Raw genomic sequence first — 23,283 nt, 5'->3', positions numbered from 1 at the left:
GATCACCACCGGGGGCCTTCAGGACACCTTTTTGAGGGCGATGCCATTCATGCAATACCGTGTCCCCCAAGGCGCCGGGCCATCGGGAAAGACGTGGCCCAGATGGGCATCACAGGTGTTACAGAGCACCTCTATCCGGGTCATGCCGAGGGATGCGTCCCAGCGGTAAGCCACGGCGGTGGCCGTCAGGGGCTGCGTGAACGAGGGCCATCCCGAGTGGGAGTCAAACTTGGTGTCGGCGTTGAAGAGGGGTTCACCACAGCACACACACCCGTAGGTTCCCGGCTCAAAGCGGGTGCACAGGGCCGAGCTGAAGGGGCGTTCCGTTCCGGCGGTGCGTGTTACCCGATAGTGTTCTTCTGTGAGCAGTTGCCGCCATTCCCGGTCGCTCTTCTCTACCCGGCGGGCCGGAGGAGGGGTCCCCTCATCGGCAAGGCGACATATATCGTTCCAGGTGATCATATGACAGAAATACTACTCTTTTTCTGCCGGGGCAACTATTTTGGAAAATACTTCCCGGGAAAGGGCCTTCCTCCGTATCGTCCTCGGGCACCCGGGCCAAATTTTACATAGATGATCTTCCTGCGACGCCGTTCCTGCCAGACTGCGTAGGCCAGGGCAAGATTCCGTTTCAGGGCCCGATGTTGTGACTCCACGAAGGCCTGGCGGTGATTCTCCCTGGCCAGGGCCCCAATTGACCACTTCGTGAGGTTGGTCAGGTCCAGGGGGATGTCCGGGTCCGCTGTGGTTTCAAAGACCGGGGTGGTGAGGCCTGCCCGTCGCAGAGCTCTATCCAGGCTACGGCCAGCCTGGGAGCAGTATTCCCCCGGTGAAGGATCGTTGAACCATTTCAGATCACACCGGGTGATCACCACCGCGACTGGGGTGATCGTCCTGATCATCCTGATTTTCCTGATGTGATCTTCGGTTGTTCCGGGGGCATCTCCGGCAAGGCAGTACCAGGCCAGATGAATTGTCTGGTCTGACCGAGCGGGTGGGGAGGGAGCCGGCCAGACGTTGCCCGATGTCCTGGTTTCGAGTATCTCCAGGGAAGGGGCCTGGTCCCCGCAGAACCGCTCCTCTCCCGTGGGGGTCTCTCCAAAGATCGCTCTGATGAGAGTGCTTTTCCCTGCGCGGGATTCACCGGTGACGAGGAGCAGAGGCCCGTCACCGTCTGCAGAAAAATGTGCCGGGGGGGCGTCTTGTAAGGACATCGGATCTCCTTTCCGTCGTAGAATCTCCTGTGGTGGGGAGGGGCCTGGTTTTGAATCCCTTCCTGGTGTGTGTGATAATAGGGGTCTGGTGCGACATAACATGTCACAGGCTCGGTGAAAACGAGATCTTTTTGCGAAAAAGAGATCTTTCGTACTCTGGATCCAATCTTCAGAGATCTGATCCACCGGTTTTTCTTGACACCTATGGTTGTATACAATACTATATAACCATATAAGGGGTGGCGCAGTGAAGGATCTCCTGAATGAAGAGAGTCCTCTCTTCCGGCAGATCAAGGAAGAGATCGAGGACCAGATTGTGGACGGCCGTTTGAAAGAGGACTCCCGGATTCCCTCCACAACAGAGCTGGTTCAGTTCTACCGGATAAACCACGTCACTGCAGCCAGGGGAATCAACCTGCTGGTTGAGCAGGGGGTCCTCTATAAAAAGCGGGGCATCGGAGTTTTCGTCGCCTCTGGCGCACAAGAAAAACTGCGCGAGGCCCGGCGGCGGGATTTCCCCCGTCGTTATCTGGAGCCTCTGCTGCGGGAAGCGGCACGGCTGAACATATCGGACCAGCAGATTCTGGCCCTGCTCAAAAATTTCAGGGAGGATACAGACGATGACCTGTGACGTCCGCGCCCGAAAGGTTTGCCTTCGCTACGGTAGAGAGGAGGTCTTGAAAAACCTCTCCTTCGATCTGAAACCGGGGCTTATATACGGCCTTATCGGACGCAACGGAGCGGGCAAGACATCGCTTCTCTCGCTTTTGGCCTCCTATAACCGGCCCACGGCGGGGTCTCTCCTGATTGGTGGTGAAGACCCCTTCGAGAACCCCCGGGTTATGCCGCAGGTGAGCTTTGTCTATCCCTCCGATTACAGCGAGGAATACGACTCCGCAGCCGGGTATCTTCGCAGCTGCCATCGCTACCGGCCGTTTTTTGATCTCGACTACGCCAAAGGGTTAGCCGGGGAGTTTCGGCTTCCCCTGAAACGCCCCGTGAAGTCCCTTTCCCGGGGCCAGCAATCAGCCCTGAACCTGGTGATGGGCCTGGCCAGCCGGTGTCCCGTGACGATCTTTGACGAGATCCATCTCGCCCTGGATGCCCCGGCGCGGGAGATTTTCTATCGGGAAGTTCTGGAGGATCGGGAGCGCCATCCCCGGATCATGGTCATCTCAACGCATCTGGTCTCGGAGATGGAGTATCTTTTTGATCATGTTCTGCTCGTGCACCAGGGGGAGCTGCTGGTGAATGAACCTCTGGAGGAGGTCCTTTGTCGTGGATGGACCCTCACCGGCGAGGCCGGGTGTGTTGATTCTGTTTCCCGGGGAAAGAGGGTTCTGGCAGAGCGAACCCTGGGCGGAACCAAAGAGGTCACACTCTGGGGTGCCCTCGAAGAGGATGACCGGGATCGGGCTCGAACCAGGGGCTTGCAGGTGGGGTCTGTGGCGCTCCAGGATCTTTTGATCCATCTTACTGCCGGGGAGGCTCAAGATGTGGAAAATCGCTGAATCTGTTCCGTTCAAGGTGGCTCAGGATCTGTTTCGGATGCACCTGCTCTGGACTCTGATTTATTTCGGGGTGCTTCTGGCGATTCATCTGGTGCTTCCTCCGGTGATTCGCGTTGCTGGTGGAGAAACGGGGCTGGATCAGATATCCTTTTTTACAACGGTCACGACCTCGGCCTCGGTCTATCTTCTGGTCGTGGGGATTGTGACCTTCTCCTCCATGACGGGTTTTTTTGTGGCCCTGGGGGTGACCCGGCGGGATTATTTTCTTGGAGCTGCAGCCGAGGCCTTGTTTCTCTCGGGCCTACTCATGGTGGCTGGCCTGGTGGTATCGATGGTCCCCGGCATAGCCCGCTACGGGAGCATTGCCGGTATGGTGCGGGTTCTTCCGGCGCAGCTATTGCTCTGTTTTGTCTACTATTGCCTGGGGTGGCTTGTTTCTGCCGGGTTTTACCGGTCGGGGATTCTTCCCGGGCTGGCCTCGCTGGTGGTGGCTCTGGTGATCGCCGGTGTCACCGATCTGCTCTGGGCGGGAGGGTCTCAGGTGACGCTGCCGTTCCTGGCACCGCTGGCTGCTCTGGATACTTCTCCTCTGGCGATGTTCCCTCTGGCGCTCTTTGGGGCCAGGGTCGGGCTGGCCATGGTGGTTCTGGTGATTCTCCGGGCGATCACGCGCACACTTCCTGTGAAGGTGGAGTGAGGCCAAAACCGGCCACGTCTGAGCTTCTTCTGAGGGATGTCAAAAACAAAATCATTTACAGCAAAAAATCTATTATCCGTGATACTGTGGTATAGTGATACGGGAACGTACAAGGGAGCTGCCATGCGGGCCTGGTGGAACGGCCTGGAGATTCACGTGCAGATCCTCTGGAGGGGCTGGTGCAGATACACGGATTTTGTTCATGCTGCGGGGAGATGGTTGCGTATACTCCCGGAGATTCTGCTTTTCGGGGCAGGGGGATGGCTGTGGATTCAAGGTCATCCCGGAACCGGGGTGGTCCTGCGGGTAAAAAATGTGTCTTCATCGTGAACATTCCCGGAATCGCCTGTTGCGAGGAGTGTATTGATGAACTTCTGGATACGCTGCCCCACCCCCCGGGTTTGATCTGTTCCGATGAGCTCTCCCCGGAGACAGCCCTTGATGCGCTGGTTTCAATCGACTTCATCGCAGGAGTCGATGCCGCCGCGGACTTCTTCCTGGATATCTTTCCGTTCCAGGAGGAAATCATCGATGCCGTGGCGCTTCGGCTGTATCAGGAGGGGGCCGCAAAAAAGGCCTATAGTGTCCTCGAGTATGGTCTGCGGAATTGCGCGAGCACCGAGCGATTGCAGCTTGAGATGGCGTCCTTCATGGGGATGGACGGTGATCCGCATCACGGATTGCAGGTTATCGCCGATGTTCCCGAAGACACACCGCGCTACCACGTAATAAAGGGCAATCTTTTGCGTCATCTGGACCGCTGGGACGAGGCTGCTCTCTGCTGGGATGTGGCGCTCACGGTAGATCCCGCCCATGAGGTCGCCTGGTTTAATCTTGGCGACTACCTTTTCATGAACAGGAAATACGCCGAGGCAGAACAACACTTTCGCGAGGCCTGCAGAATCTTTCCCGAGGAGCGAAGGTTCAGGGTCTATCTGGGCGACGCCTTCTTCTTTCAGGACCTCAAGGCCCGGGCCTTGCAAGAGTATATCCACGCCCTGGAGTTACCGGGGAGAGACCCCGCTTTTGACAGCAACCTTCAGGGAAAGATCGATCGGTGTGAATCCGGCAGTTGAACTCGAGAATGACAGAACCACCGGACTCTGGTGCGAGTTTGCGTTTCGAGAGCCGTATACCCTAGGATTGTATGAGCAACTACCAGCAATGAGAGCGTGGTAGTAGTGTAGCGGGAAAAAGGGGGGTTACGATGCGTGCTTTGAGTCTTGTTTTGGTTATGGTGTTTGTCGGTGTATTTTTTGCCTGTGATTCTGCCGGGGAAGGCGCTCCGGAGGATGTGGCAGTGCAGTTTTTCCACCATTACATGAATGCAGAGTGGGATGAGGCAAAAGAGATTGGTACTGAGGAAACGGCGGAGCTTATCCAGTTTATTGCGCTCATGACTTCCGGGATGAGCAAGGAAGAATGGCGTCAGGAAGCGCAGATGCCGAATCCCGATCAAGTGTCTGTGGTGTCGTCTGAAGTCACAAACGACACCGCCCTGGTTACTCTTGACGTTGCGGGCGATCAGGAAGTCCTTCCGCTTGTTCGAGTTGATGGCAAATGGCTCGTGAGTCTCGAAAAAGATGACATAGACAAGGATATGTGATCCTGATGATGCGGGGGCAGTCCCTGGCCAGACTGTCCTCTCTTCTCCTGGTTCTTTTAGTTCTGCTCGTCTCATGCCCGGTACAGGAGTCCCCTCCGGGGCATCCATCATCGATACCACAGATCGATCAGGCCCTGTTGCACGAGGGTGATTTTGTTTTCAGACACGGGACAGGCCTGCTGAGTCGCATGATTGTCTCGGTACTTGATGAGCCCCAGGCAATCTCCCATGGCGGGATTCTCTTCAGGCAAGACGATGACTCCTGGGCAGTTATTCATTCAGTCTCGGGACGACTGTACCACGAGGATGGCGTGCAAGTGGAATCACTGACGGAATTTCTGGAGAAAGCAGTCCCGGGTTCTGTCATCGTGATGCGGCTTCGGTCGTCGCAGGTCATTCGCGACGCCATGGTCCGGGATGCGCAGCTCTACCTGTCAGAGCGCGTGACCTTCGACCATTCCTTTTCTCTTGAAAACGGGGAGCTTTATTGCTCCGAGCTTCTCTGGGCTACGCTTCCTGGAGAAATCAGGGAAGAGGTAACGCTTTTTCATCGGACAGGAGTCATTCTGTTTGAAACGTTTTTCAACCCCCGGTATTTCGCAGAGATTTTTCGGGGCCCTGAGGGGACGCCGGATCCTTAACCGATCAGAACCGCCAGTCCACGAAAAAGAAACTGCGCACTCCATCGTCCTGGTCCTCTCGTCCGATATAATCGAGCTGGTACCGTGCTGATACGGAATCTGTGAAGGCGACCCTGATCCCGGAGATAAGGTTGTAGGTCAAATCCGATCCGTCCGGGAGCTCCACGTCGTCGCCGAGCTCGGCGCTCCCGCCGAGTTTTACGGTAACCACCGGATTGACCGCGTAATCTCCCTCCATCCAGATAGAGTTACTGATATCTCCATCGTTGTTGAAGCCCATAAAGTACGTTGCCTGCAGACCGATCCACTGTGATAGTTGTATCCGGCCACCGAGAGAGGGTACGACGTAAGCTACGTCTTCGTCCGGTCCCATTGCCCCCGGGTGCCCGCGCCGATGCGGTACCCAGCCGTTTCGTAATGCAGCTGCAGGTCTATTTCGTGCACTATTGATCCGGTATCGCGAAAGCCGGCGCCGTATACTGCGAGCCCGTACAGATGCGGAGTAAAGAGGATAATCGGTCCGGTGTGCACCATCGAGAGAGAGCGGGTGTCCTCGAGAATGTTGTCGGTTTGGTTGCTCACCTTTACCTGCATCTGCAGGCGATCTTCGATCAGGGGGGCGATAAAGGTATTTTCCAGGCGTGTGGCGAAGGTGTCGTCGAAATAGTTCTCCACGGAAAACGCCGCAATATTCCGGAAGGCCTGGGCGTCTACTTGCAGTACACCGTTGATCACCAGGAACAGGGTGATGGCCGGTACCAGCCAGATTTTTGTTTTGCTCTGTGTTACACTCATTCTACCCCGCCTTTTTGAGGAATCCGCGCCGTGTTTCATGGTACCCCAGCCCGTTCGCTGGCGCAGGACGCTGATATAGCCACTCAGTCGAAACACACTCGCGAGTTGGCGATACCCGAAATTCTCGAGCATCGCAAATAGCAAGATCTGCACGCGATCGCGTCGGCGAAACATTTTGTGTGCCCACTCCGCCAGCTGAACCGACAAGAGAGAGACTATCATTCCCAGGCCGACCGACGCCACCAGCACCGAGACAACGAGCCTCGCTGGTAGCACGCCTAGCACCAGCCCCAACAGAAGAAACAGGTATCCCTGGATTTCGATCCACGGGCCAACAAGCTCAAACACATAATGATAGGGCATCCCGATCATGCCGGGACGGCCGAATCGTCGCCTCAAGGCCATGGCAGCGTGAAAAAAAAGTACATCAATCAGACCCCGTTGCCACCGATCTCGTTGGGACCCCAGTATCCGAACCGTCTCGGGCACCTCGGTCCAGCAATTTGCGCCGGGGGCGTAGCGAATCGCGCATTCCTGGCCCTGATCCCGAAGCTCCCGTGAGAGACGCACCACCAGTTCCATGTCTTCCGCTACCGTGTCTTTCAGCAGTCGTTCGCTTGAGGTGAGGTATCCCTTCACATCGATTACTTTGGAGGTATTGAACAGGCCAAAGGCACCAGATATTATCAAAAGCGAGTTGATACGCGCCCACCCGGTCCTGCCGGTCATGAACGCTCTGACATATTCCACCATCTGGAAGCTCGCAAGCCAGTTCCGGGGCATTCGTATCTGGTCGATGTGTCCTCGCTCCACCAGGCACCCGTTTATGGGCAGGACGTTTCCTCCAGTGGCTACCACGGGAATCTCCGAATCCAGTGTCTCCACCGCCAGGTGCAATAGCGCCTGTGGCTCAAGGAGAGAATCAGCGTCGATCGCAGCATAGTACGCGTTCCGTGACGCGTTAATACCTGCGTTGAGAGAATCAGCCTTTCCACCGTTCGATTTATCGAGCACCACCAGCCCGGGTAGCCGGGGGTTTTTGTAAACTCCCCGGACCGATTGGGTTTTCAGGTGATCGTGGAGGGGCATACTCATCCTGTCCAGTTCGAAGGTGCTCACCAAGCGCTGGAGCGTGCCATCCCGGGACCCATCGTTGACGACGATCACTTCATAGTCGGGATAGTTGAGGTTTAGCAACGCTCTCACGCTTTCCACAATTGTTGCTTCCTCGTTGTATGCTGGAGCGATGATGCTTACCGAAGGGAGTATTCCCGGTTTGAAGAGCAGTTCAGGAGGGCGGGTCTCCCATAATCGGGTGGATTCCAGGATGGACCATACTGCTGCCAGCAGCAGCAAGAGATACACCGAGTTGATGGCGACGGCATAGAAGATAAAGAGCTCTTCGAACCTGATCAGATACGCCGGGAAGAGATCCCTCCAGTCCGTAACGCGCCCTCCGAATATCCTCAGGGCTGTGAAAATCAGGGGAGGCAACAGGACAGTCATCCCGACCACCGTCGCAAGAATCCGTACACTGGGATTCTCGCCGAGCCTCTCCCCCCGTTGAGACGCAATTTCCTGTTTTTCGATTCCTAACTCTCGTATCACGGAAGGCTTTCCGTACAGACCAAACTCCTTCCGCAGCCACGGGTCTTCTCGTACCGTGGCTCCGATCAGCTGGCAGATCTCGCGTTCCTGTTCCTGATCAGTATTGCGGTTGAGGAAGGCCAGCACTCCCGTTGCTTTATGGGTCTGGAGTATCATGCTCAGCACGTGCTCGGCATCGGGCCACCGCTCGCGACGGGCAGTGTTGAGCAGGTACTCGGAACGGGATGACAAAACCTCGGCGAGGCCTTCCTGGATTCCCCGGTTTTGGGTGGTCCGGAAGTGCGTTACAAGGAACGGCATCAGTCGTGGCACAGAACCGATCATCGTCATCAGGGCTGCCACCGCGCTTTTGCGGATCTTTGCATCTGCCAGGTACGGAAGGACTGCCTCGACGCTTTCCTCTGACGGGAACCGCCCCAGGGCCTCTACCGCCAGGTTAACGAAAAATGTATCCTTGTTTTTAAAGTACAGCGTTGGATCCACCGTGTCCGAAAAATAATTCAACAACACTCGAAACGCTTCTCGAGCCACATCCTGTGTGGCTTGGTCTACCAGGGTCTCCAGATACGTACGCATCGTGTCGGAGGGAACCTGCTCCGCCACCCCTACGAACACCATCTGAAGCTCAGGATCCTTTCGGTCCCGCAACACCGGAAGTATTTGCACCAGATCGGATCCCAAGTCCATTAGCAGACCTGTGACCTGTTTCTGGTACTCAGGGGATGCGCCAGATAAACTGTCCAGAATTGTTGGTATCGAGTGCAGATATCGACGACGGACGATGGCGAAAACGATCCGGATCTTGACCCGAGAGAATCGTTCGGTCCTCAAGGCGTGGTCCAGAGCACGAGCCCCCGGCGTGGAGGGTATATACGCCAGGAACAGTGCCGCTCGGCTTCGGCGGAATGGGGATCGCCGGTTCAGTTCACGGATCAGGTGCATATCGGAACGCGCCTGCAACAGGGCTGATTCCAGCTTCCGTCGGGCATCGTCGGAGAACTGGACATGGCTGGATATCTCCACGTAGGCACGCAGAAAGGGTATTTGCCGGCGTTCGATAAATCGGGCGATTTCTTGAACGGTCATGTCATTTACCGAAGGCCCGGCGAGAAACTCCCTGCACCGTGCAACAGCGCGCTCGCGGCGACGCCGCACCATGCCGGCCCCTGCCATAATGATCACGGCGCACGATGCCAGGACGAAGAAGAAAGTTGCCAGGACCAGCTCGACCACCATTATTTCGGTACCTATCAGACGCACCCCGACTCCTCTTCCCGAAATCGTCCGACAGCGAGATTTTTTACCAGTTCGGCTATGTGCACTGCCGAAAGGGGTTTCTGGTGGTAGTGAAGAATCCGCAGAGACGATGCTTCCCGAATCAATTCGTCGTTCCACCGGTGAGAGAGAAGTACGAAGGGGATCGCCCCAAGTTCCTCTGACTGTCTCAGGCGGGCTCGAAGTTCAAATCCGCCCAGCTTCGGCACGGTAAGTTCCGATATTATAACATCCGGCGAAATCTGGGAGACAACCTGTAACGCCTCCAACCCATCTTGGGCGGTAATCACCGAAAACCCCTTGTTCTCGATTTCCCGAATGAGCACGGTGAGCATGTCCGACTCCGGGTCTACCAGCAACACCGTCTTGGACGAGTATTCCGAGTCCTCGTCAGAATGCGAGATAGCGCATATGGTATTCCCCCCCCGCCTCCGGGCAGTTTTCAGGCGATCCAGGGCAATGTCCTGGATCTTCATCGCTGATTCAGCCTCATCGGCGGCCACCAGACCGATAGAGACGGTGAGGTTTTCGATCAGTTCTGTAGAGTCTCCCACCGCCCGGCGGAGTTGTTCTGCCACGTCGAGGGCCTTCGCCGTGTTTCCTGTCAGAGTCATGACGAAGATCGGCCCGGCAAAGCGGTAGAGATGTGACGATTCAATTCGGGAGAGGATTTGTGCTATTCGGTAGAGCGTCTCGTCTCCTTCCTTGCGGGTGTAGAAGGTGTTGATATATTCGATTCGGTCGACATGGATAAACAGAATCCACCCGTTGCTGGTGTTGTGTTCAACCAGATTCTGGATTGCTTTTTCCAGTGCAGAGCCTGCGGGCAGGCCCGTTGTGGGACACTGTATATCATTCATAAAACAGTGTTGATTGTACCATGAGGAGCGTTTTTTTGTATAATGAGAAGATGGATCCAAGAGCTCTGGGGCAGACAGTTCTGACGGGGGTGGTGATTGTGGTATTTGGAACGGTGGCCATACCAGCGCCGGTAGCGCAACCGCGTACAATCACATTTGCCGGATACGAGTGGACCGTTCGGGCAAGCGCTAAGCCCACCGCTCCGGGTGGCAATACCTTCTCATCAGCTCCCGAGGACATCTGGGTAGACCAGAGCGGCCACCTGAATATGACCCTCGGGAACCATGCCACGGAAGTCCGGTCACGCCGGCCCCTTGGTTACGGCGTTTATGAGGCACGGTTTTTTGGACGGATAGATCATCTTGATCCACAGGCGGTATTTGGTTTCTTCACCTTCGAACTTCCGAGCAATCACCAGTACCATCGAGAGATCGACATCGAGTTTTCCCGATGGGGTAACATCGAGATGACCAACATGCAATTTTCCGTGCAGCCGTCGGCGCAGGAAGAGAACCGGCATCGGTTTAACTTGATCCAGGAGGGGCTTGCCACAACGCATCGTTTTGTGTGGCAGCCAGGAAGGGTGGATTTCCTGAGCTGGCACGGCCATTCTGATTATCCGCCGGAGGAGCATCTGGTGGCCGGGCGCTTTACCGTACACAGCTCTGTTGTGCCGGATGCCCGGCGGGAGCGAGTGTATTTCAACTTCTGGCGCTACCAGGGTAAACCTCTGCAATCGTCGGAACGCGAGCTCCTGGTGGTGACCGATTTCGTTTTTCAGTCCCTGGAAGATCTTGAAGGGAGTCTTCTCCAGAGGTAACCTGTTTTTCCCTTGCCCCCGAGTTGCCGCTCTCAGTGAAGTAAATTATAGCTCAAACTTCACTATGCTTTTGGTGCCGTTATCATACTCAACCGTATAAGAATCTGATAACATGTCAATTATCATGTAGCCGAAGCCGGTTGATTGGGGAGAATCAAAGTTATCATGGTGACCAACCCCGTCATCCCGAACGGTAAGATAGACAGCATTTTCCAACGCTTCTCCAAGACCGGATTACTCATCATCGATGACTTCGGGCTCACTCCCCTGAACTCAGATGACCGCCTGTCGCTGCTTGAACTCCTGGACGACCGCTACAACACAGCCGGGACGATCATCACCGGCCAAGTTCCCATCGGTGCGTGGCATGAGATCATCGGAGAACCGACGATCGCCGATGCGATAATGGACCGTCTTGCCCACACGCCCTGGATATTCGAACTGAAAGGAGGGAGTAGACGGCGACAAACACCCTCAGATTGACGACAAACCTGCCGGCGCCCTATGCTGGCTGAAGCGAGGTTGCACACACTCCCCGGGTGGCAGGATTCAGCGGAATATCCATTTTCATCGCGTGATGCTTGAGCAGAAGCTCTACAAGACGATGACCATGAAGGAGCTGATCCGGACGATGGAAAAGCTACGCACCCAGGTGATCGACGGCCGCCGGATCCTGTTTCCAGTCACCAAACGACAACGGGAAATCTACCAGGCCTTCGGCGTCTCCCCGCCGGTGTAGGTATAATTTTGGCGGGAAATTAGGATGAGAATGGAAGAATCCCGCTATGTGTGTTTCGCCTGTGGGCGAACTTTTTCAGGAATACAGACCTGCGAGAGTTTTTGCCATACCTGGAGCCTTCATGATCTTTTATACGCCGCAGTTCCAAAGGCACAGATAGACGAATCGGATATCAAGTACACCGTTCGACCCTACTGTCCCTATTGCGCGAGCTTTGAGGTGGGCCCTGACGGTCTCAAAGGGGAGTGATTGCGGGGGCCCTTTCAGGGGATTTCTCGGCAGTGACTGGTCTCATGTGCTACACTTGCCTCCAAGGAGTCCTTCATGACCGCAGAAAAACTAATGCAACGTATTGTAGCATTCCGCGACAGGCGCGACTGGCAGCAATTTCACACCAAAGAAAATCTTGCTAAATCGGTATCGATAGAGGCCGGTGAGCTGCTGGAGTTATTTCAGTGGGGCGAAAAGCCGCCGGATGACAAGCTCGCTGATGAGATCGCCGATGTTCTAATCTACTGTTTTCTGCTGGCAAAGGAGATTGGGCGGGATCCGCTGGCGCTGATGGAGCAAAAGCTTGCACGAAATGAGGAGCGATTCCCCGTGGATCGGGTCAGGGGGAACAACGGTAAGGCCACGCGGGTGGATCCAGGAGTGTCTGAGAAGGCAGAGATATGACGACGAACAGGGTTGTGAGTTACAATTTTGCCCCTGAAACCCTGGAGACGCTTAAGAATGAGCAACAGTATCGCAACTGGCCGATCATCTATATTCTGGAAAACCGCAAGCAGGCTTATATTGGCGAGACAACCAGTGCTCTGCAGCGCATCCGCAATCATTTGGCCAACCGCGAACGGCGAATCTTCAGCAGGATCTTCCTGATCAAGGATGAAAAGTTTAACAAGTCTGCTACCCTGGATCTTGAGGCCTCGCTTATCGAGTATATTTCCGGCGATGGCACCTACACCTTGCAGAACAGCAATCGGGGATTACGCAATCACAACTACTATAACCGCCAGTACTACGAGGATCTGTTTCGGGAGATCTGGGATGAACTCAAGAGCCATAATATTGTCCGTCACAGCATAGATGATATTCAGAACAGTGATCTGTTTAAGTACTCTCCCTACAAGGCTCTGACCGATGATCAGGCTGAAATCGTTGCCGAGCTGGAGGGAATCATTACCTCCAACCCGGAATCACTCAGCATCATCAAGGGTGAGCCGGGTTCGGGCAAGACTATTCTGGCGATCTATCTGGTAAAGTATCTGCTGTCGGGAGATGCTACGGCGGGACTCAAGATTGGTATAGTGCTGCCACAGACCTCGCTGCGCGAAACGGTGCGACAAATCTTTGGAAGCATCTCGGGGCTCAAAAAGAACATGGTGCTGGGCCCCAACGGGGTGGTAAAGGACGAGCAGAAGTTTGACCTCTTGATTGTGGATGAGGCCCACCGCCTGACCCGTCGACAGAATCTGGCAAGCTACGCGGCCTTTGACTCTGCTGCCCGAAAGCTCGGCCTCGACCCGGGGCAAACCGATCAATTAGACTGGATTCTGCAGAAAACCCGCCACGCGGTGTTGCTCTATGATAGTAAGCAGAGCGTAAAACCCTCTGATGTTGCAGCTAACCGTTTTAGCTCGCTGGCTCCGAAATCGCGACAGTTTGTGCTGCAGTCGCAGATGAGGGTTCTGGCCGGCAACCGTTATACCGGTTACATCGATGCCATTCTGCGCCAGCGCAATCCGCAGACCGAGAGTTTTCCGGGCTACGACCTGCGCCTGTACACCCGTTTGCTGCCCATGATCAGAGATATTCAGGGTCTGAATGAGCAGCATGGCCTCTGCCGGTTGGCAGCAGGCTTCGCCTGGGACTGGATCAGTCGAGACAATCCCGATGTTTGCGATATAGAAATAGAGGGTTGCCGGCTCAGATGGAATTCCACCACGAAGAACTGGATCAACAGCCCCAATGCTCATAGAGAGGTAGGCTGCATCCACACTGTTCAAGGTTATGACCTGAATTATGCCGGGGTCATCATCGGCCCGGAGATTACCATGGAGAATGGTCTGTTGCGCTACCATCCCGAGCGTTACAAGGACCGGCATGGCAAGCATAAATCCCTTTCCCCCTCCCGGATGGTAGACTACATTCTGAATATTTACAAAACCCTCATGACGAGAGGTATTCGGGGGACCTTCGTCTATGCTTGCGACTCCCGGCTCAGCCGCTACCTGTCGGGGTACATACCGGTGTATCAGCAGGGGCAGCACGAAGAGGCCGCAGAGGTCGCCCCGGACTACAGCGTGGAATAGAAGGGAAGATTACAAAGTGAACTGAGTATGATGGTCCTCTGGATCCGGACACCCCCGGCTGTCACGGTTTGTACCCCCCGCTTCGCGGGTCTGGCATTGTTGGTTAACCCTGTGTTGTGGAGAAGAAAGGAACCCCGTGGACGGAACGAACAGCGCCAGTGCACTCACGCCAGACCCCGAACAATTGTGCTCGATTCGCTCACCAGCGACTGTATTGACCTCGTCGGGGGAAAGGCCGTTAATCTTGGCGAGATGCTTCGCGCGGGCCTGCCGGTGCCGTCCGGTTTCGCTATCTCAACCGATGCCTACCGTGCGGTTGTGGCGGAGCAGAACCTTGATCGGTCTATCCAGGAGATTCTCTCCCACCCCCCGCTCTTGCATCGCGGATTTCCCCGGGATTGCAAGAGCCATTGTAAGACCTCGGATGGGTCGCCTGCCCTTGGTGGAAGAACCACCAACCAGCAAGGGAGGCACCATCAAGGATGCTCACAATGGCTCAACAACAACGTATTCGATCGGCGTTCTTTCGTAAAGGGATGTCGGTCACTGAGATTGCAGAGGAGCACGATCCGGCGATACCCGCTGACGCATTCTCTGGGCGAGGCTGAGGCTGATTTTGGTGAGGCAGACTACTACCACTGGATATGCTCCCCCAACCAATCGAGGTGATTGGTTTTCACGCGCAGCAAGCTGCGGAAAAGAGTCTGAAAGCGATTCTGGTACGCGCCGGTATCACTCCGCCACACACGCACAACAAGCTCAAATCGATCTTGATCGGATCGACGCATGTGCACGACTCACGCCGAACGAGTTAAACTGACAGGTTTTCCCAATGATAGGATGCCCTCCCTGGGAGGGCAAGCCGGGAGCAGTGGGGACTGCCTCGCTGAGAGGAAACTCTCCGCGAGATAGTCTTCATCAGGGTCTCGGTTCCTGTTCTCAGGGTGAGGAGCCCAGGGCAGGGTTAGCTCCAGGGGAAAGGCAGGGCCCTGGAGATCATGTGGAGGGATAACAGGGTGAGCAGGATTTTTATTACCCCCAAGACGGTATCGTTGCTGACTTGAAGGCGTGCCCGTGTGCCGGCAAACGATCCCAGAATCGACCCTATTACCATGGCGGTTGTTATTCCCAGCGCTGAGGTCAGTCCCGTTGCAATTGCTGAATAGACTGGTATTTTCGCAAAGTGACTGATTGTCAGAAACATCGAGCTGGTGGCGATGATCTCGTCTTTTGTTTTCAGTTTTTTTGTCAAGAGAGATAGGGATAAGGGCCCCGCTGATCCAACGACGAGTCCCAGACCGGTTTGTATAAAGCCAATCACATAGTAGTTCTCGTACTTGCCCGCCAGAGAAGAGAATCTCCTGCTCCAGAGGGTGAGAAGGATGTAGCTGCCAATTGCCACAGGCAGATACCTGATTGGAATATTCGACAGAAAGTAACCAAACACCAGTGCTCCCGCTAAAGATCCCGCCAGAAATCGGGGAAGCAGGGTCCATCGCACGTGGGTGAAAGAGAAGAGTAGCCGGGAAGAATTGCTCGCGAGTTGTGTAATTCCATGAACGGGGATAATGAGGCCGGGGCTCAAGAAAACGGGGAGTATGGCGATGAGTAGCATGCCTCCGCCAAAGCCGATAACTGCGGCAACGAAGGAGGTCAGAAATGAGATGAGTCCTAATGTGTATTCGACGTTCACACGTTTTCCTTCGCCCTATGGGGTGCTGTGTGTATACTCCGGTGATTTCGGACAGTGTTTCCGGGGGAAAACGGAGATCTGTCCGAGAGGAGAAAATCCTCCGGGCGGGGAACGCGATAGCCACGACAACTGGAGCGAGACGTTGCTTTTCCTGTTTGAGGACCGTATTCCTTTCCTCATCCCGAACAACATCCATACAGTTTTGTTATACCATTTCTGTATATACATTGTGAATCAGAGTCATTCAAGAACCGCAAAATTTCGGTTCAGATCACGGCTGTCCGGTTGAGCTGATGATCCTGCGTCGCTTGGACTCGCTTTTGCGCAATTTTCCGTTCTACAATCTCAGACTAAATCTCAGACCAAGTGAGATGGTCAGGTATTCCCGAGAATCTGATGCTGACCATCACGCAACAGCCGCTTGTTCCGACAAATGCATTGCTTGCCAAACAAATACCGTATACTGTCTATTTGTTAGGCAAGGATATAAGCAATGGCAATGGTATTCGCTATCCTCGAAGAGGAGAAGCGTAGACTTCTCAGCCTCAAGGCGCGATACGAGCGGCAACTGTCTGAGCTACCGAAGGGATCTCTTTCCAGAAAGAAGCGATGGAATCGGGAGTATCTCTATCTTGCATATCGGGAGTCCGACAAAGTGAAGTTCGAATATGTCGGTCCGGTCGACTCCGATGCTGCCCAAGAAGTAAAAGCGAAGGTGCGGCAGAGAAAGGTCCTGGAAGAGAAACTCAGTCAGGTGGAAGACAACCTTGCCGACGTGGAACGAGGACTACGTGGCAAACGATAACGAACCCTTCCTGACGATCATCGATGTCTGCCGCCGTTCGATTATATAGGCTGTTTGCATAGCAGCATCTCTGCTCAATGGCCGGACCGAAACGCGGGGGAATCTTAGATGGAGCCTAATGACCAAAGATGTGTTAGATTTGTTGTGTGGAATACGCGATCGACCTAAAGCCGAAAGCGGTTAAGGACCTTCGGAGGATCGAAAAAGCTCAAGCGATCAGGGTCGCGGATTCGTTGGAGCGACTTCAACACGATCTACAGGGAGACGTGAAGAAGCTGACGAACCACACGCCGGAGTACCGGTTGCGAGTTGGTGATTATCGTGTATTGTTCGAAATCGATGGTACAGATCGTGTGATCGTCTATCGCATCATGCATCGCCGAGAGGCATATCGGTAAGGAGGAGTCATGGAGCTGCATCCGAAGATACTTGAGAAAGACGGAAAAAAGGAATTCGTGATTCTGCCATACGAAGAGTTTGAACGTATAGAAACCGAGCTCAACGATTACGAGGATCTCCGCGATCTGCGGGAGGCGAAGCAGGCTGAACAGGATGCGGAGACTCGGTCTCTCGCGGATGTACGAAGCGAAATGGGTATCTGACGAAACACTATCGATTTCGGCTGGTGTGCTCTCGAATGCATAGCCGAGCGAAGCCACTGACAAGGTGGAGACGCACGGTGGTTGTTTCGATCCAATACTCTCGGACCAAGTGGGATGGTCAGGTAATCCCCCAAGGGCCAGGCGCCTTCCAGGTCACGGCGAAGGGATCGGGTGAACGAATACTCTGAAGAACAGGCTCGGTAAAGGTCTGCACCTGCGCCACGATCGATTCGAAACCTGGTGGTATGGTGGTGTCCCGCGTTTCGAAGGTTTGTACCATTGCTTTTTGTAGGAGTGCGCCGGAGTAGTCGAAGCCTCGGCTCAGCAGCCATATATCGTGGAAATCCTTCATCCGGCTGTTCACCAGTCCGAGTTTGACCATCGTTTCGACTTTTTCGGCGATCGCGCTCTCACGGCTGTAGCCGAGCATCGTGAAAGGATCCGCATCAAGAACACTCGGCAGTTCCACCTCTGTGGGTTCCGGGAATACGACGTCACCAAACCCGATATCGATCTGCATGGTGATCCGAGCTGCTCCTAGATACCCCAGGAATCGAGCCCGGATACCTTCGTATTCTGCCTCTTCAGTGATACGCTGCACCTGGATCGATTTCGAATCAAAAACCAGTCCGTCGTTCGAAGCGACACCGATTACGTCGGTGATTTGGGCTTGTATGGCGGAAATATCATTCAAGGTTTTTCCCGACAAATCGATATCCATCGTTGGACGACCTATCGCAGATCCCCAGGTGCGCAACAGAAGCGCGCCTTTCAAGATGAACCTCCGGGCGTGTTCCGACTGCGATAATCGAAACAGAAAACGCTCCATTGCGTAGTATTGAAGTAGCTCGGCAAACGGTCTTTCGTCCGTGCGGGCCCTGTTGAGCAGTCGTTGTCGGACTGAAGCGGCGATGTTTTTCTTGGTGTTCACACCAGCGCCTCCAGGTAGGGTTTCATTACAGCTGAAACGCGGCAGATCTCCGCAAAGTGGAGAAGGCTGTCGATATCTTGCCTGCTGCCACGCACATATAGGTTGAGGGCCTCGAGCACGACATCCATACCGATCTTGTTTCGGTATTTGAAGCAGTCCGCAAGGGTTTTCTCTGGTCCGTAGATGCGGACCTCTGTTTCATCAAGGAAGTGTCGTTCTACCCCACTGTCGTAGGCCTCTCCAGAAACCTCGATCCACGAGATGGGTGGGTAGTCGATCCTTGGAGGTCTTGAGTCCCGGGGAATAGCGATCCACACCGAATGAGGTACTTGGGTTGTGAGGTCGTGGAAAGACAGGGCGGATACCAGGCAGATGACAGCCTTAGGGGCACGGACAGACACCGTTACAAAATCCGGATAGCTGATTTCCGGAAGGTGGGCAAGACGGTATACCCCGCGAGTTATTCGCTCCAGCTTGCCCTCGTCGACGAGTCGGTATAGCGTTCGTCGAGCTATGCCTTCCTTGAGTGCTTCTGCCATGCGGAGTTGTCCGCCGTGTTTCTCCATGGTTTCGAGAGCGCTTTTGTCGGTTTGTTCACGAGACATTATGTCCTCACATACATATTATTGAGTACAACTTGTCTCATTGTCAAGTAACGACAGACCACGACGTGTGTCAATGAGACAAGATGACCTCAAATGAGAGCAAATGAGGACAATTTGTCTCGACCTGTCTTACATTTCGGTTAGGTTTACTATCGTCTTGAATTGCATACATTACTATGCAATAACAGCAATGAACGAACCACGAACGCAACAATCCCTGCCGGATATGTTTCCGGGAGGGCAGGTCGTGAACAGGCCGTGGCTCTTCAGCAAGGGATTTGATCGACCCACCGTTGACTACTATCTCAGGACCAAGCGTCTAGTTTCTGTTGGACGCGGGTACTACCGGCGGCCTGGATCACCGTTCTTGTAGAGTTCATACTTCCAGCGCATAATGTCCTCCGGGCGGACGATGGAGAGTTTCTTCCTGCCAAAGTAGGGGATAAGTCGGTTATTCAGGTTACGACGGGACTCTGCGATGTACCGGTACGTTCCCCTTGCGGAGGTAGTCCATCGCCCAGGCGCGAGCTGCACCCTCGGAGTTCTCACCGGTACCAATGGCCGAGGTGTAGTTTCCCGTTTGATCCCGGAACTGTACGTAGAATATGTAGCGGTATTTTCTGCCCTGGCGTTTCTTTTCCGCTTCTTGCTTGTTGGTGGGGCGCTTCTGAAGGCTGAATGGTGCTTTGCCGCGCGGCATGTGATCCTTCCTGTAATCTCAGACCACCCGCTATGGGGTTTCGCCAGAAAGTATACCGCGAAAGCTAAGTTCTTACATTAAAATGTATCAGAAACTACCGGCGATCGGACTTGAACCGATACACCCTTGCGGGCGGCAGATTTTGAGTCTGCTGCGTCTACCAATTCCGCCACGCCGGCCTGTTATTCAGGGGAGGATACTACACCAGAATCGCTTTCTGCGCAATGGGGCGGGCCGTGCTCTGCCGCCTCCAGCCTCACCCGCGCGCAAGAAACCGGGGTGCCCGGGATCGGAATCCCCACGCTCAGCATCCCTTTTCAGAGGGCCTTGTGGGAGAGTACCCGCTCCATCACATATTGGACCAGTTCTATATCCAGATCCTGGGCCCAGCTGTTGATACCGTCCCTCAGGACTTCCCAGTCGGAAAAATCGAGGGGGTCTGCGGCATCGTCGTACTGCAACCAGAAGAGATCCACCAGATCGGCCAGCTTCTGCTGGGCTTCATCCCGGTCTTTGGCGTGTTCCAGGACATGGGCCAGCAAATCCTGGGAAAGTTCTCGGGGAGCGGCCCCCAAAAAGCGGGAGAAGAGCGCCTCCAGTTGGCTTTGTTCGTCTCCGGCCGAGGCAAAGGCTCCGGCAGGAATTTTTCGGCATTGTGTAAGAAACTTCTGTGAATGAAACATAATCTCTCTACTATAGCGCGTTGACCAAACCAGGGGAATTGCCTATGTTCGATACGATGGTCCCGGTGCATACTTCTCGGTTTTTCTGGCAACCTCGCCTCGGGGGCGTTGTTGTGTTCGTCACTTTTCTTGTCCTTTCTGTTTCCGGTTGCACCACAGGGCCCGAGGTTGAGCGTGATCCGGGCCCCCCCAGGACGGGAATCTATCACCTGGATGTGGCACTTGAACGTGTCCAGGAAGAGCCTCTCGCCAGGGTCATTCCTGTTTATGCCCGGGTGGCGGTCAATCTGGCTTCGCTTGAGGCCGATGAGGACCAGCTGGACCGCTCCGTAACGATTGCCCGGCGATTGGATGCCCGAATATCCAGGGCAAACGATTTGCGGGGAAGCGAGTTGCTGGAATGGGCCTGGATGTGGATCTCCCTTGCCAGTCTTGACGAGGCCTACGGCGAACGGGCGGCAGCGGTGAGTTCTGATGTGGTTGCCCGTGCCCGCAGCTTTCCTTCCGAGGAGGCGGGAAAGTTGCTCTTTCGTCTGCTGAAAGCGCAGCTGGCCAATCCCAATATCGATGAAGAATCAATTCGCAGAACTCTCGATTCCCTGTACCTTCTGGACAACGATATGGTGCGTGCCCGCTTTTTGGTGGAGGCCGCCGAGTTGATCCGGGATCAGGGGGATCGGTTGGCGCTGAATCCCGTGGTCCAGCAGGCGATTGCCATCGTGCCGGTTATCGAGGACCCCACGACGGCGCTGATCCTGAAAGTCCGTCTGGCTGATTTGAGTCTGACCCTGGGGAACAGTCGGGATGCGAGGAGTCTCCAGGATCAGGCGTTGCGGCGGGCCGAGCAGGGGCTGCTGGTGCGGTCCGATGATTTTGAACAGATCCGGCAGGTGTTGCGCTATTTTCTTTCCCAGGGTGACCGGCCGGGGGCAGAGGCAATTATCGGGAACATTGCCCCTGTTTCGTCCCGGGCTGTCGCTTATGCAATCCTGGGTACCGTGGCCCTTCAGGAGGATCGGCGGCTTCCCTTCCGGAACTACTACGACGAGGCCTGTGCTACAGCTCTTGCCATCGCCGACGCCGAAGTCCGGGCCCGAGCGGTGGCTGCTGTGATCAGGCTTCGCACCGAGGGGGAGCCTGAATGGAGTCCGGGGGCTACGATCGCGGAGCTGCTGGGCCAGACTTCGGTATCCCGTTTCGATCAGAACGTGCGGATCGACGTTCTTTCGTCGCTCACAGCAGCCCTGATTATGGCGAACCGTTCCCAGGAGGTGGCCCGTTTGCGGGGTCTTATTCTCTCGGCCGACGAGTTGGCCCATATAAATCTGGCGGCTACAGAGCGGCTATTGGCGGGAAATTATCGCGAGGGGGCCCGGGAGCTTCTGGGGAAGATTGAGCGGGTTCCGTTCCCCCTTCCGGGGGAGGAGCAATCCCCGGCCTACCGGATCGCCCGGCTGTATCTCGCTTTGGACGAGTACGATCGGTCGATTCCGGTTCTGGCCGATGCGGAGCGGGGTGAGCAGTCGCTCGCGCTCGCGATGATTCCTGCTTCCCACCGCCTGAACCCCGCCACGGTGACCGATCTGGAGCGGCTGGCCAGAAACAATCGCTGAAGTTCCGTCAGCCCTGGTTGATTCCGGGTACCCTACGGACCAATGCGGGTTCCGAAGAAGGCCTCTCCTGCCAGGATAGCACGGGTATTGTCCAGGTTTTTTCCGTCGGCGGCGATTACACGTAACCCCAGTTCGGCGGCACGGCGGGTTGCCACGGGGTCGAAGGGGAGATTTTTGCCCGGGGTCCAGTGGTCTCCCACAATGCGCCGGAACTCTTCCCAGGAAACCTCTTCCAGGGGAGTCGCCGAGGGGTCCTCCTTGGGGTCTGCCGTATAGACCTGGGCGATATTGCTCAGGTTCACTACTGTATCGGCCCCGAAACGCTCGGCCAGCTTGACAGCATCAAAGTCGGTGCTGAATCCGGGCTTCCAGCCGGCGGCAACCAGAATTCTTCCCGTAAAGGAGATGTCCCCGGTGGGATCGTAGACCACGGGATCGCAACACAGCGGCGCCAGGGCCTGACGGACGAGCTCGGCGTTCAATCGGGTTGCCATGATCCCGATCCAGTCCTGGGCGTCCGGGTCGGGGGATGAGGTAAGAGACCGGTAGGCCTCCTGGTAACGCCGGGCGGGCCCGCCCCCGCCAATTACCAGGACAACGCGCTGGGTGGGATCCTGGAGGTGTTCCTCCAGGATCGTCCGAAACGAGGCAAGAAAGCTGGTGTCAATCTGGTCCGGAACCAGGATTGACCCTCCGAGAGATATGACGAACATGGGGGTACTCTATCAGACCCGGGAAGGTTGCAAAAGATGAGGCGTGCCGTAGAATTTTCCCCTCACTGGGGATATGATCAGATGAAGGGGTCTCCGGTTGACAAAGCAGTATATGTGGCTACACTACAAAAATATAACAGTGGCAGGATCAGGAATGCAGGGTATGGTGTTTGATTTACAGAAAATAGCAAAAACGGGCCTGGCAGTTCTTCTGCTTGTGGTCGGTGGTGTTGCCGCTGCGCAGGATCTCCTGCCAGCCACGGCATTCTTTGACCAGGTGGCGCAGGAATACGGATCTATCGAGGAGTATTCTGCCAACATCTCCATCAAAAACGGAGGCAGTGTCTCCCGGGGTGTCCTGTTGTTCAAAAACCCCGAGAGAATCAGGATCGACTTCTCCCAACCCGAGGATCAGGTGATTGTCTCCGATGGCGAGCGCTTGCAGATTTATCTGCCCCGGTACAACGTCGTTTTGAGTCAGCGTCTACAGTCCGGAGGGGATGCCGCCCTGACCGCGGCAGCCAGCGGGCGGGGGTTGCAGCTTCTGCGGCGGGGGTATGGAATTGCTTATCTGGACAGCCCCAACGCTGTTCCCCTGGAAGAGGGCTCCGATGAGCTGGTTACCAAGTTGCGCCTGAACTGGAGAAGCACCTCCGAGGGATTCCGCCAGTTGATTCTCTCCATAGGTGCGAACAACCTCATTCGCCGCATTGAGGGTGTTACTGCCGATTATCAGGAAATCCAGCTTGATTTCACCAACATTGATCGAAATCCCGGAATTCCGGCGAGCCGTTTCGATTATCGCGGTCCCTCGTCGGCCAACACCTTTCACGACTTTCTCTTTGAAGGCGAGGGGTAA

The 23,283-nt window shown here is 55.3% G+C and carries 30 protein-coding genes and 1 tRNA gene; 18 read left to right on the top strand and 13 right to left on the bottom strand.

Annotated elements, in window-relative coordinates; translation table 11 throughout:
- Window positions 1–18: 18 nt before the first annotated feature.
- Window positions 19–462: a peptide-methionine (R)-S-oxide reductase MsrB gene (msrB, locus tag BW950_RS05990; RefSeq protein ID WP_076488385.1), complete on the bottom strand. Its 444-nt coding sequence runs from the start codon at window positions 460–462 to the stop codon at window positions 19–21.
- A 35-nt stretch (window positions 463–497) separates the two neighbouring features.
- Window positions 498–1,214, bottom strand: coding sequence for a GTPase family protein (locus BW950_RS05985; protein ID WP_076488384.1), 717 nt, complete (start codon window positions 1,212–1,214; stop codon window positions 498–500).
- Window positions 1,215–1,461: 247 nt separating this feature from the next.
- Between BW950_RS05985 and BW950_RS05980 the strand changes: the two genes are divergently transcribed.
- The 6 genes from BW950_RS05980 (at window position 1,462) to BW950_RS05950 (ending at window position 5,669) form a co-directional block, all read left to right on the top strand.
- Window positions 1,462–1,845 carry a GntR family transcriptional regulator gene (locus tag BW950_RS05980; protein ID WP_076488383.1) on the top strand — a complete coding sequence of 128 codons (384 nt, stop codon included), beginning with the start codon at window positions 1,462–1,464 and terminating at the stop codon, window positions 1,843–1,845.
- A complete protein-coding gene (locus BW950_RS05975; RefSeq protein ID WP_076488382.1) occupies window positions 1,835–2,725 on the top strand; it encodes an ATP-binding cassette domain-containing protein in 891 nt (296 codons plus the stop codon). Before BW950_RS05980 ends, BW950_RS05975 begins: the two co-directional genes overlap by 11 nt.
- Window positions 2,709–3,422 (top strand): hypothetical protein, encoded by a 714-nt coding sequence (locus BW950_RS05970; RefSeq protein WP_076488381.1) that lies wholly within the window; start codon window positions 2,709–2,711, stop codon window positions 3,420–3,422. The genes BW950_RS05975 and BW950_RS05970 overlap by 17 nt, the downstream gene beginning before the upstream one ends.
- A gap of 266 nt (window positions 3,423–3,688) precedes the next feature.
- Complete coding sequence (locus BW950_RS05960; protein WP_159438740.1) at window positions 3,689–4,498, top strand: tetratricopeptide repeat protein; 810 nt, start codon at window positions 3,689–3,691, stop codon at window positions 4,496–4,498.
- Window positions 4,499–4,629: 131 nt separating this feature from the next.
- Window positions 4,630–5,028: a nuclear transport factor 2 family protein gene (locus BW950_RS05955; protein WP_076488378.1), complete on the top strand. Its 399-nt coding sequence runs from the start codon at window positions 4,630–4,632 to the stop codon at window positions 5,026–5,028.
- A 5-nt stretch (window positions 5,029–5,033) separates the two neighbouring features.
- On the top strand, window positions 5,034–5,669 hold the full coding sequence (locus BW950_RS05950; protein WP_234969036.1) for a YiiX/YebB-like N1pC/P60 family cysteine hydrolase: 636 nt from the start codon (window positions 5,034–5,036) through the stop codon (window positions 5,667–5,669).
- 4 nt (window positions 5,670–5,673) lie between these two features.
- Here the strand turns inward: BW950_RS05950 and BW950_RS05945 are convergent, their stop codons facing one another.
- From BW950_RS05945 to BW950_RS05935, 3 genes are read right to left on the bottom strand one after another with little or no spacing between them, the layout of a single operon-like run.
- The gene (locus tag BW950_RS05945; RefSeq protein ID WP_143559139.1) at window positions 5,674–6,042 is read right to left on the bottom strand and encodes a hypothetical protein; all 369 of its coding nucleotides are present in this window, start codon (window positions 6,040–6,042) and stop codon (window positions 5,674–5,676) included.
- Window positions 6,021–9,332, bottom strand: a complete 3,312-nt coding sequence (locus BW950_RS05940) for a glycosyltransferase (RefSeq protein ID WP_076488375.1) — start codon at window positions 9,330–9,332, stop codon at window positions 6,021–6,023. The genes BW950_RS05945 and BW950_RS05940 overlap by 22 nt, the downstream gene beginning before the upstream one ends.
- Window positions 9,323–10,207, bottom strand: coding sequence for a GGDEF domain-containing response regulator (locus tag BW950_RS05935; RefSeq protein ID WP_076488374.1), 885 nt, complete (start codon window positions 10,205–10,207; stop codon window positions 9,323–9,325). The genes BW950_RS05940 and BW950_RS05935 overlap by 10 nt, the downstream gene beginning before the upstream one ends.
- 50 nt (window positions 10,208–10,257) lie before the next feature.
- On the opposite strand from BW950_RS05935, the gene BW950_RS05930 reads away from it, so the two are divergent.
- The 7 genes from BW950_RS05930 to BW950_RS15535 all read left to right on the top strand — a co-directional run bounded on the left by BW950_RS05930 (window position 10,258) and on the right by BW950_RS15535 (window position 14,894).
- Window positions 10,258–11,028, top strand: a complete 771-nt coding sequence (locus tag BW950_RS05930; RefSeq protein ID WP_076488373.1) for a glycoside hydrolase family 16 protein — start codon at window positions 10,258–10,260, stop codon at window positions 11,026–11,028.
- Window positions 11,029–11,193: 165 nt separating this feature from the next.
- Complete coding sequence (locus BW950_RS05925; protein WP_076488372.1) at window positions 11,194–11,511, top strand: ATP-binding protein; 318 nt, start codon at window positions 11,194–11,196, stop codon at window positions 11,509–11,511.
- Between the two features lie 91 nt (window positions 11,512–11,602).
- Complete coding sequence (locus tag BW950_RS15085; protein WP_159438739.1) at window positions 11,603–11,767, top strand: hypothetical protein; 165 nt, start codon at window positions 11,603–11,605, stop codon at window positions 11,765–11,767.
- Window positions 11,768–12,091: 324 nt separating this feature from the next.
- A complete protein-coding gene (locus tag BW950_RS05920; RefSeq protein WP_076488371.1) occupies window positions 12,092–12,442 on the top strand; it encodes a nucleotide pyrophosphohydrolase in 351 nt (116 codons plus the stop codon).
- Window positions 12,439–14,079, top strand: a complete 1,641-nt coding sequence (locus BW950_RS05915) for a DUF2075 domain-containing protein (RefSeq protein WP_076488370.1) — start codon at window positions 12,439–12,441, stop codon at window positions 14,077–14,079. Before BW950_RS05920 ends, BW950_RS05915 begins: the two co-directional genes overlap by 4 nt.
- A gap of 27 nt (window positions 14,080–14,106) precedes the next feature.
- The gene (locus BW950_RS15540; RefSeq protein ID WP_076488369.1) at window positions 14,107–14,748 is read left to right on the top strand and encodes a PEP/pyruvate-binding domain-containing protein; all 642 of its coding nucleotides are present in this window, start codon (window positions 14,107–14,109) and stop codon (window positions 14,746–14,748) included.
- The gene (locus BW950_RS15535; RefSeq protein ID WP_083943777.1) at window positions 14,724–14,894 is read left to right on the top strand and encodes a HEPN domain-containing protein; all 171 of its coding nucleotides are present in this window, start codon (window positions 14,724–14,726) and stop codon (window positions 14,892–14,894) included. The genes BW950_RS15540 and BW950_RS15535 overlap by 25 nt, the downstream gene beginning before the upstream one ends.
- Before the next feature lie 149 nt (window positions 14,895–15,043).
- On the opposite strand, the gene BW950_RS05900 is transcribed toward BW950_RS15535, so the two are convergent.
- The gene (locus BW950_RS05900; protein WP_076488368.1) at window positions 15,044–15,772 is read right to left on the bottom strand and encodes a sulfite exporter TauE/SafE family protein; all 729 of its coding nucleotides are present in this window, start codon (window positions 15,770–15,772) and stop codon (window positions 15,044–15,046) included.
- Window positions 15,773–16,265: 493 nt separating this feature from the next.
- Between BW950_RS05900 and BW950_RS05895 the strand changes: the two genes are divergently transcribed.
- The 3 genes from BW950_RS05895 to BW950_RS05885 all read left to right on the top strand — a co-directional run bounded on the left by BW950_RS05895 (window position 16,266) and on the right by BW950_RS05885 (window position 17,179).
- The gene (locus tag BW950_RS05895; RefSeq protein ID WP_076488367.1) at window positions 16,266–16,577 is read left to right on the top strand and encodes a DUF6788 family protein; all 312 of its coding nucleotides are present in this window, start codon (window positions 16,266–16,268) and stop codon (window positions 16,575–16,577) included.
- A 146-nt stretch (window positions 16,578–16,723) separates the two neighbouring features.
- Window positions 16,724–16,975: a type II toxin-antitoxin system RelE family toxin gene (locus BW950_RS15530; protein WP_076488366.1), complete on the top strand. Its 252-nt coding sequence runs from the start codon at window positions 16,724–16,726 to the stop codon at window positions 16,973–16,975.
- A gap of 9 nt (window positions 16,976–16,984) precedes the next feature.
- A complete protein-coding gene (locus tag BW950_RS05885) occupies window positions 16,985–17,179 on the top strand; it encodes a prevent-host-death family protein (RefSeq protein ID WP_076488365.1) in 195 nt (64 codons plus the stop codon).
- Between the two features lie 118 nt (window positions 17,180–17,297).
- Here BW950_RS05885 and BW950_RS05880 read toward each other — a convergent pair whose 3' ends face one another.
- From BW950_RS05880 to BW950_RS05855, 6 genes are all read right to left on the bottom strand, one after another.
- Window positions 17,298–18,110 (bottom strand): nucleotidyl transferase AbiEii/AbiGii toxin family protein, encoded by an 813-nt coding sequence (locus tag BW950_RS05880; RefSeq protein ID WP_076488364.1) that lies wholly within the window; start codon window positions 18,108–18,110, stop codon window positions 17,298–17,300.
- A complete protein-coding gene (locus BW950_RS05875; protein ID WP_076488363.1) occupies window positions 18,107–18,715 on the bottom strand; it encodes a type IV toxin-antitoxin system AbiEi family antitoxin domain-containing protein in 609 nt (202 codons plus the stop codon). The genes BW950_RS05880 and BW950_RS05875 overlap by 4 nt, the downstream gene beginning before the upstream one ends.
- Window positions 18,716–19,057: 342 nt before the next feature.
- Window positions 19,058–19,249: a tyrosine-type recombinase/integrase gene (locus BW950_RS15525; RefSeq protein WP_159438735.1), complete on the bottom strand. Its 192-nt coding sequence runs from the start codon at window positions 19,247–19,249 to the stop codon at window positions 19,058–19,060.
- Window positions 19,176–19,415: a hypothetical protein gene (locus tag BW950_RS15245; RefSeq protein WP_083943776.1), complete on the bottom strand. Its 240-nt coding sequence runs from the start codon at window positions 19,413–19,415 to the stop codon at window positions 19,176–19,178. Before BW950_RS15245 ends, BW950_RS15525 begins: the two co-directional genes overlap by 74 nt.
- Before the next feature lie 95 nt (window positions 19,416–19,510).
- A tRNA-Leu gene (locus BW950_RS05860) sits at window positions 19,511–19,594 on the bottom strand.
- Between the two features lie 138 nt (window positions 19,595–19,732).
- Window positions 19,733–20,098 (bottom strand): hypothetical protein, encoded by a 366-nt coding sequence (locus BW950_RS05855; RefSeq protein WP_076488360.1) that lies wholly within the window; start codon window positions 20,096–20,098, stop codon window positions 19,733–19,735.
- A gap of 113 nt (window positions 20,099–20,211) precedes the next feature.
- Here BW950_RS05855 and BW950_RS05850 point away from each other — a divergent pair, with 113 nt between their 5' ends.
- Window positions 20,212–21,711 carry a hypothetical protein gene (locus BW950_RS05850; RefSeq protein ID WP_143559138.1) on the top strand — a complete coding sequence of 500 codons (1,500 nt, stop codon included), beginning with the start codon at window positions 20,212–20,214 and terminating at the stop codon, window positions 21,709–21,711.
- Between the two features lie 32 nt (window positions 21,712–21,743).
- Here BW950_RS05850 and pyrH read toward each other — a convergent pair whose 3' ends face one another.
- Entirely contained in the window at window positions 21,744–22,424 is a 681-nt protein-coding gene (gene pyrH, locus BW950_RS05845; RefSeq protein WP_076488358.1) for a UMP kinase, read from the bottom strand.
- A 163-nt stretch (window positions 22,425–22,587) separates the two neighbouring features.
- Between pyrH and BW950_RS05840 the strand changes: the two genes are divergently transcribed.
- Complete coding sequence (locus BW950_RS05840; protein ID WP_076488430.1) at window positions 22,588–23,283, top strand: LolA family protein; 696 nt, start codon at window positions 22,588–22,590, stop codon at window positions 23,281–23,283.

The organism is Alkalispirochaeta americana, from assembly GCF_900156105.1.
GTDB lineage: Bacteria > Spirochaetota > Spirochaetia > DSM-27196 > Alkalispirochaetaceae > Alkalispirochaeta > Alkalispirochaeta americana.
This window is presented reverse-complemented; position numbering and strand designations above follow the sequence as displayed.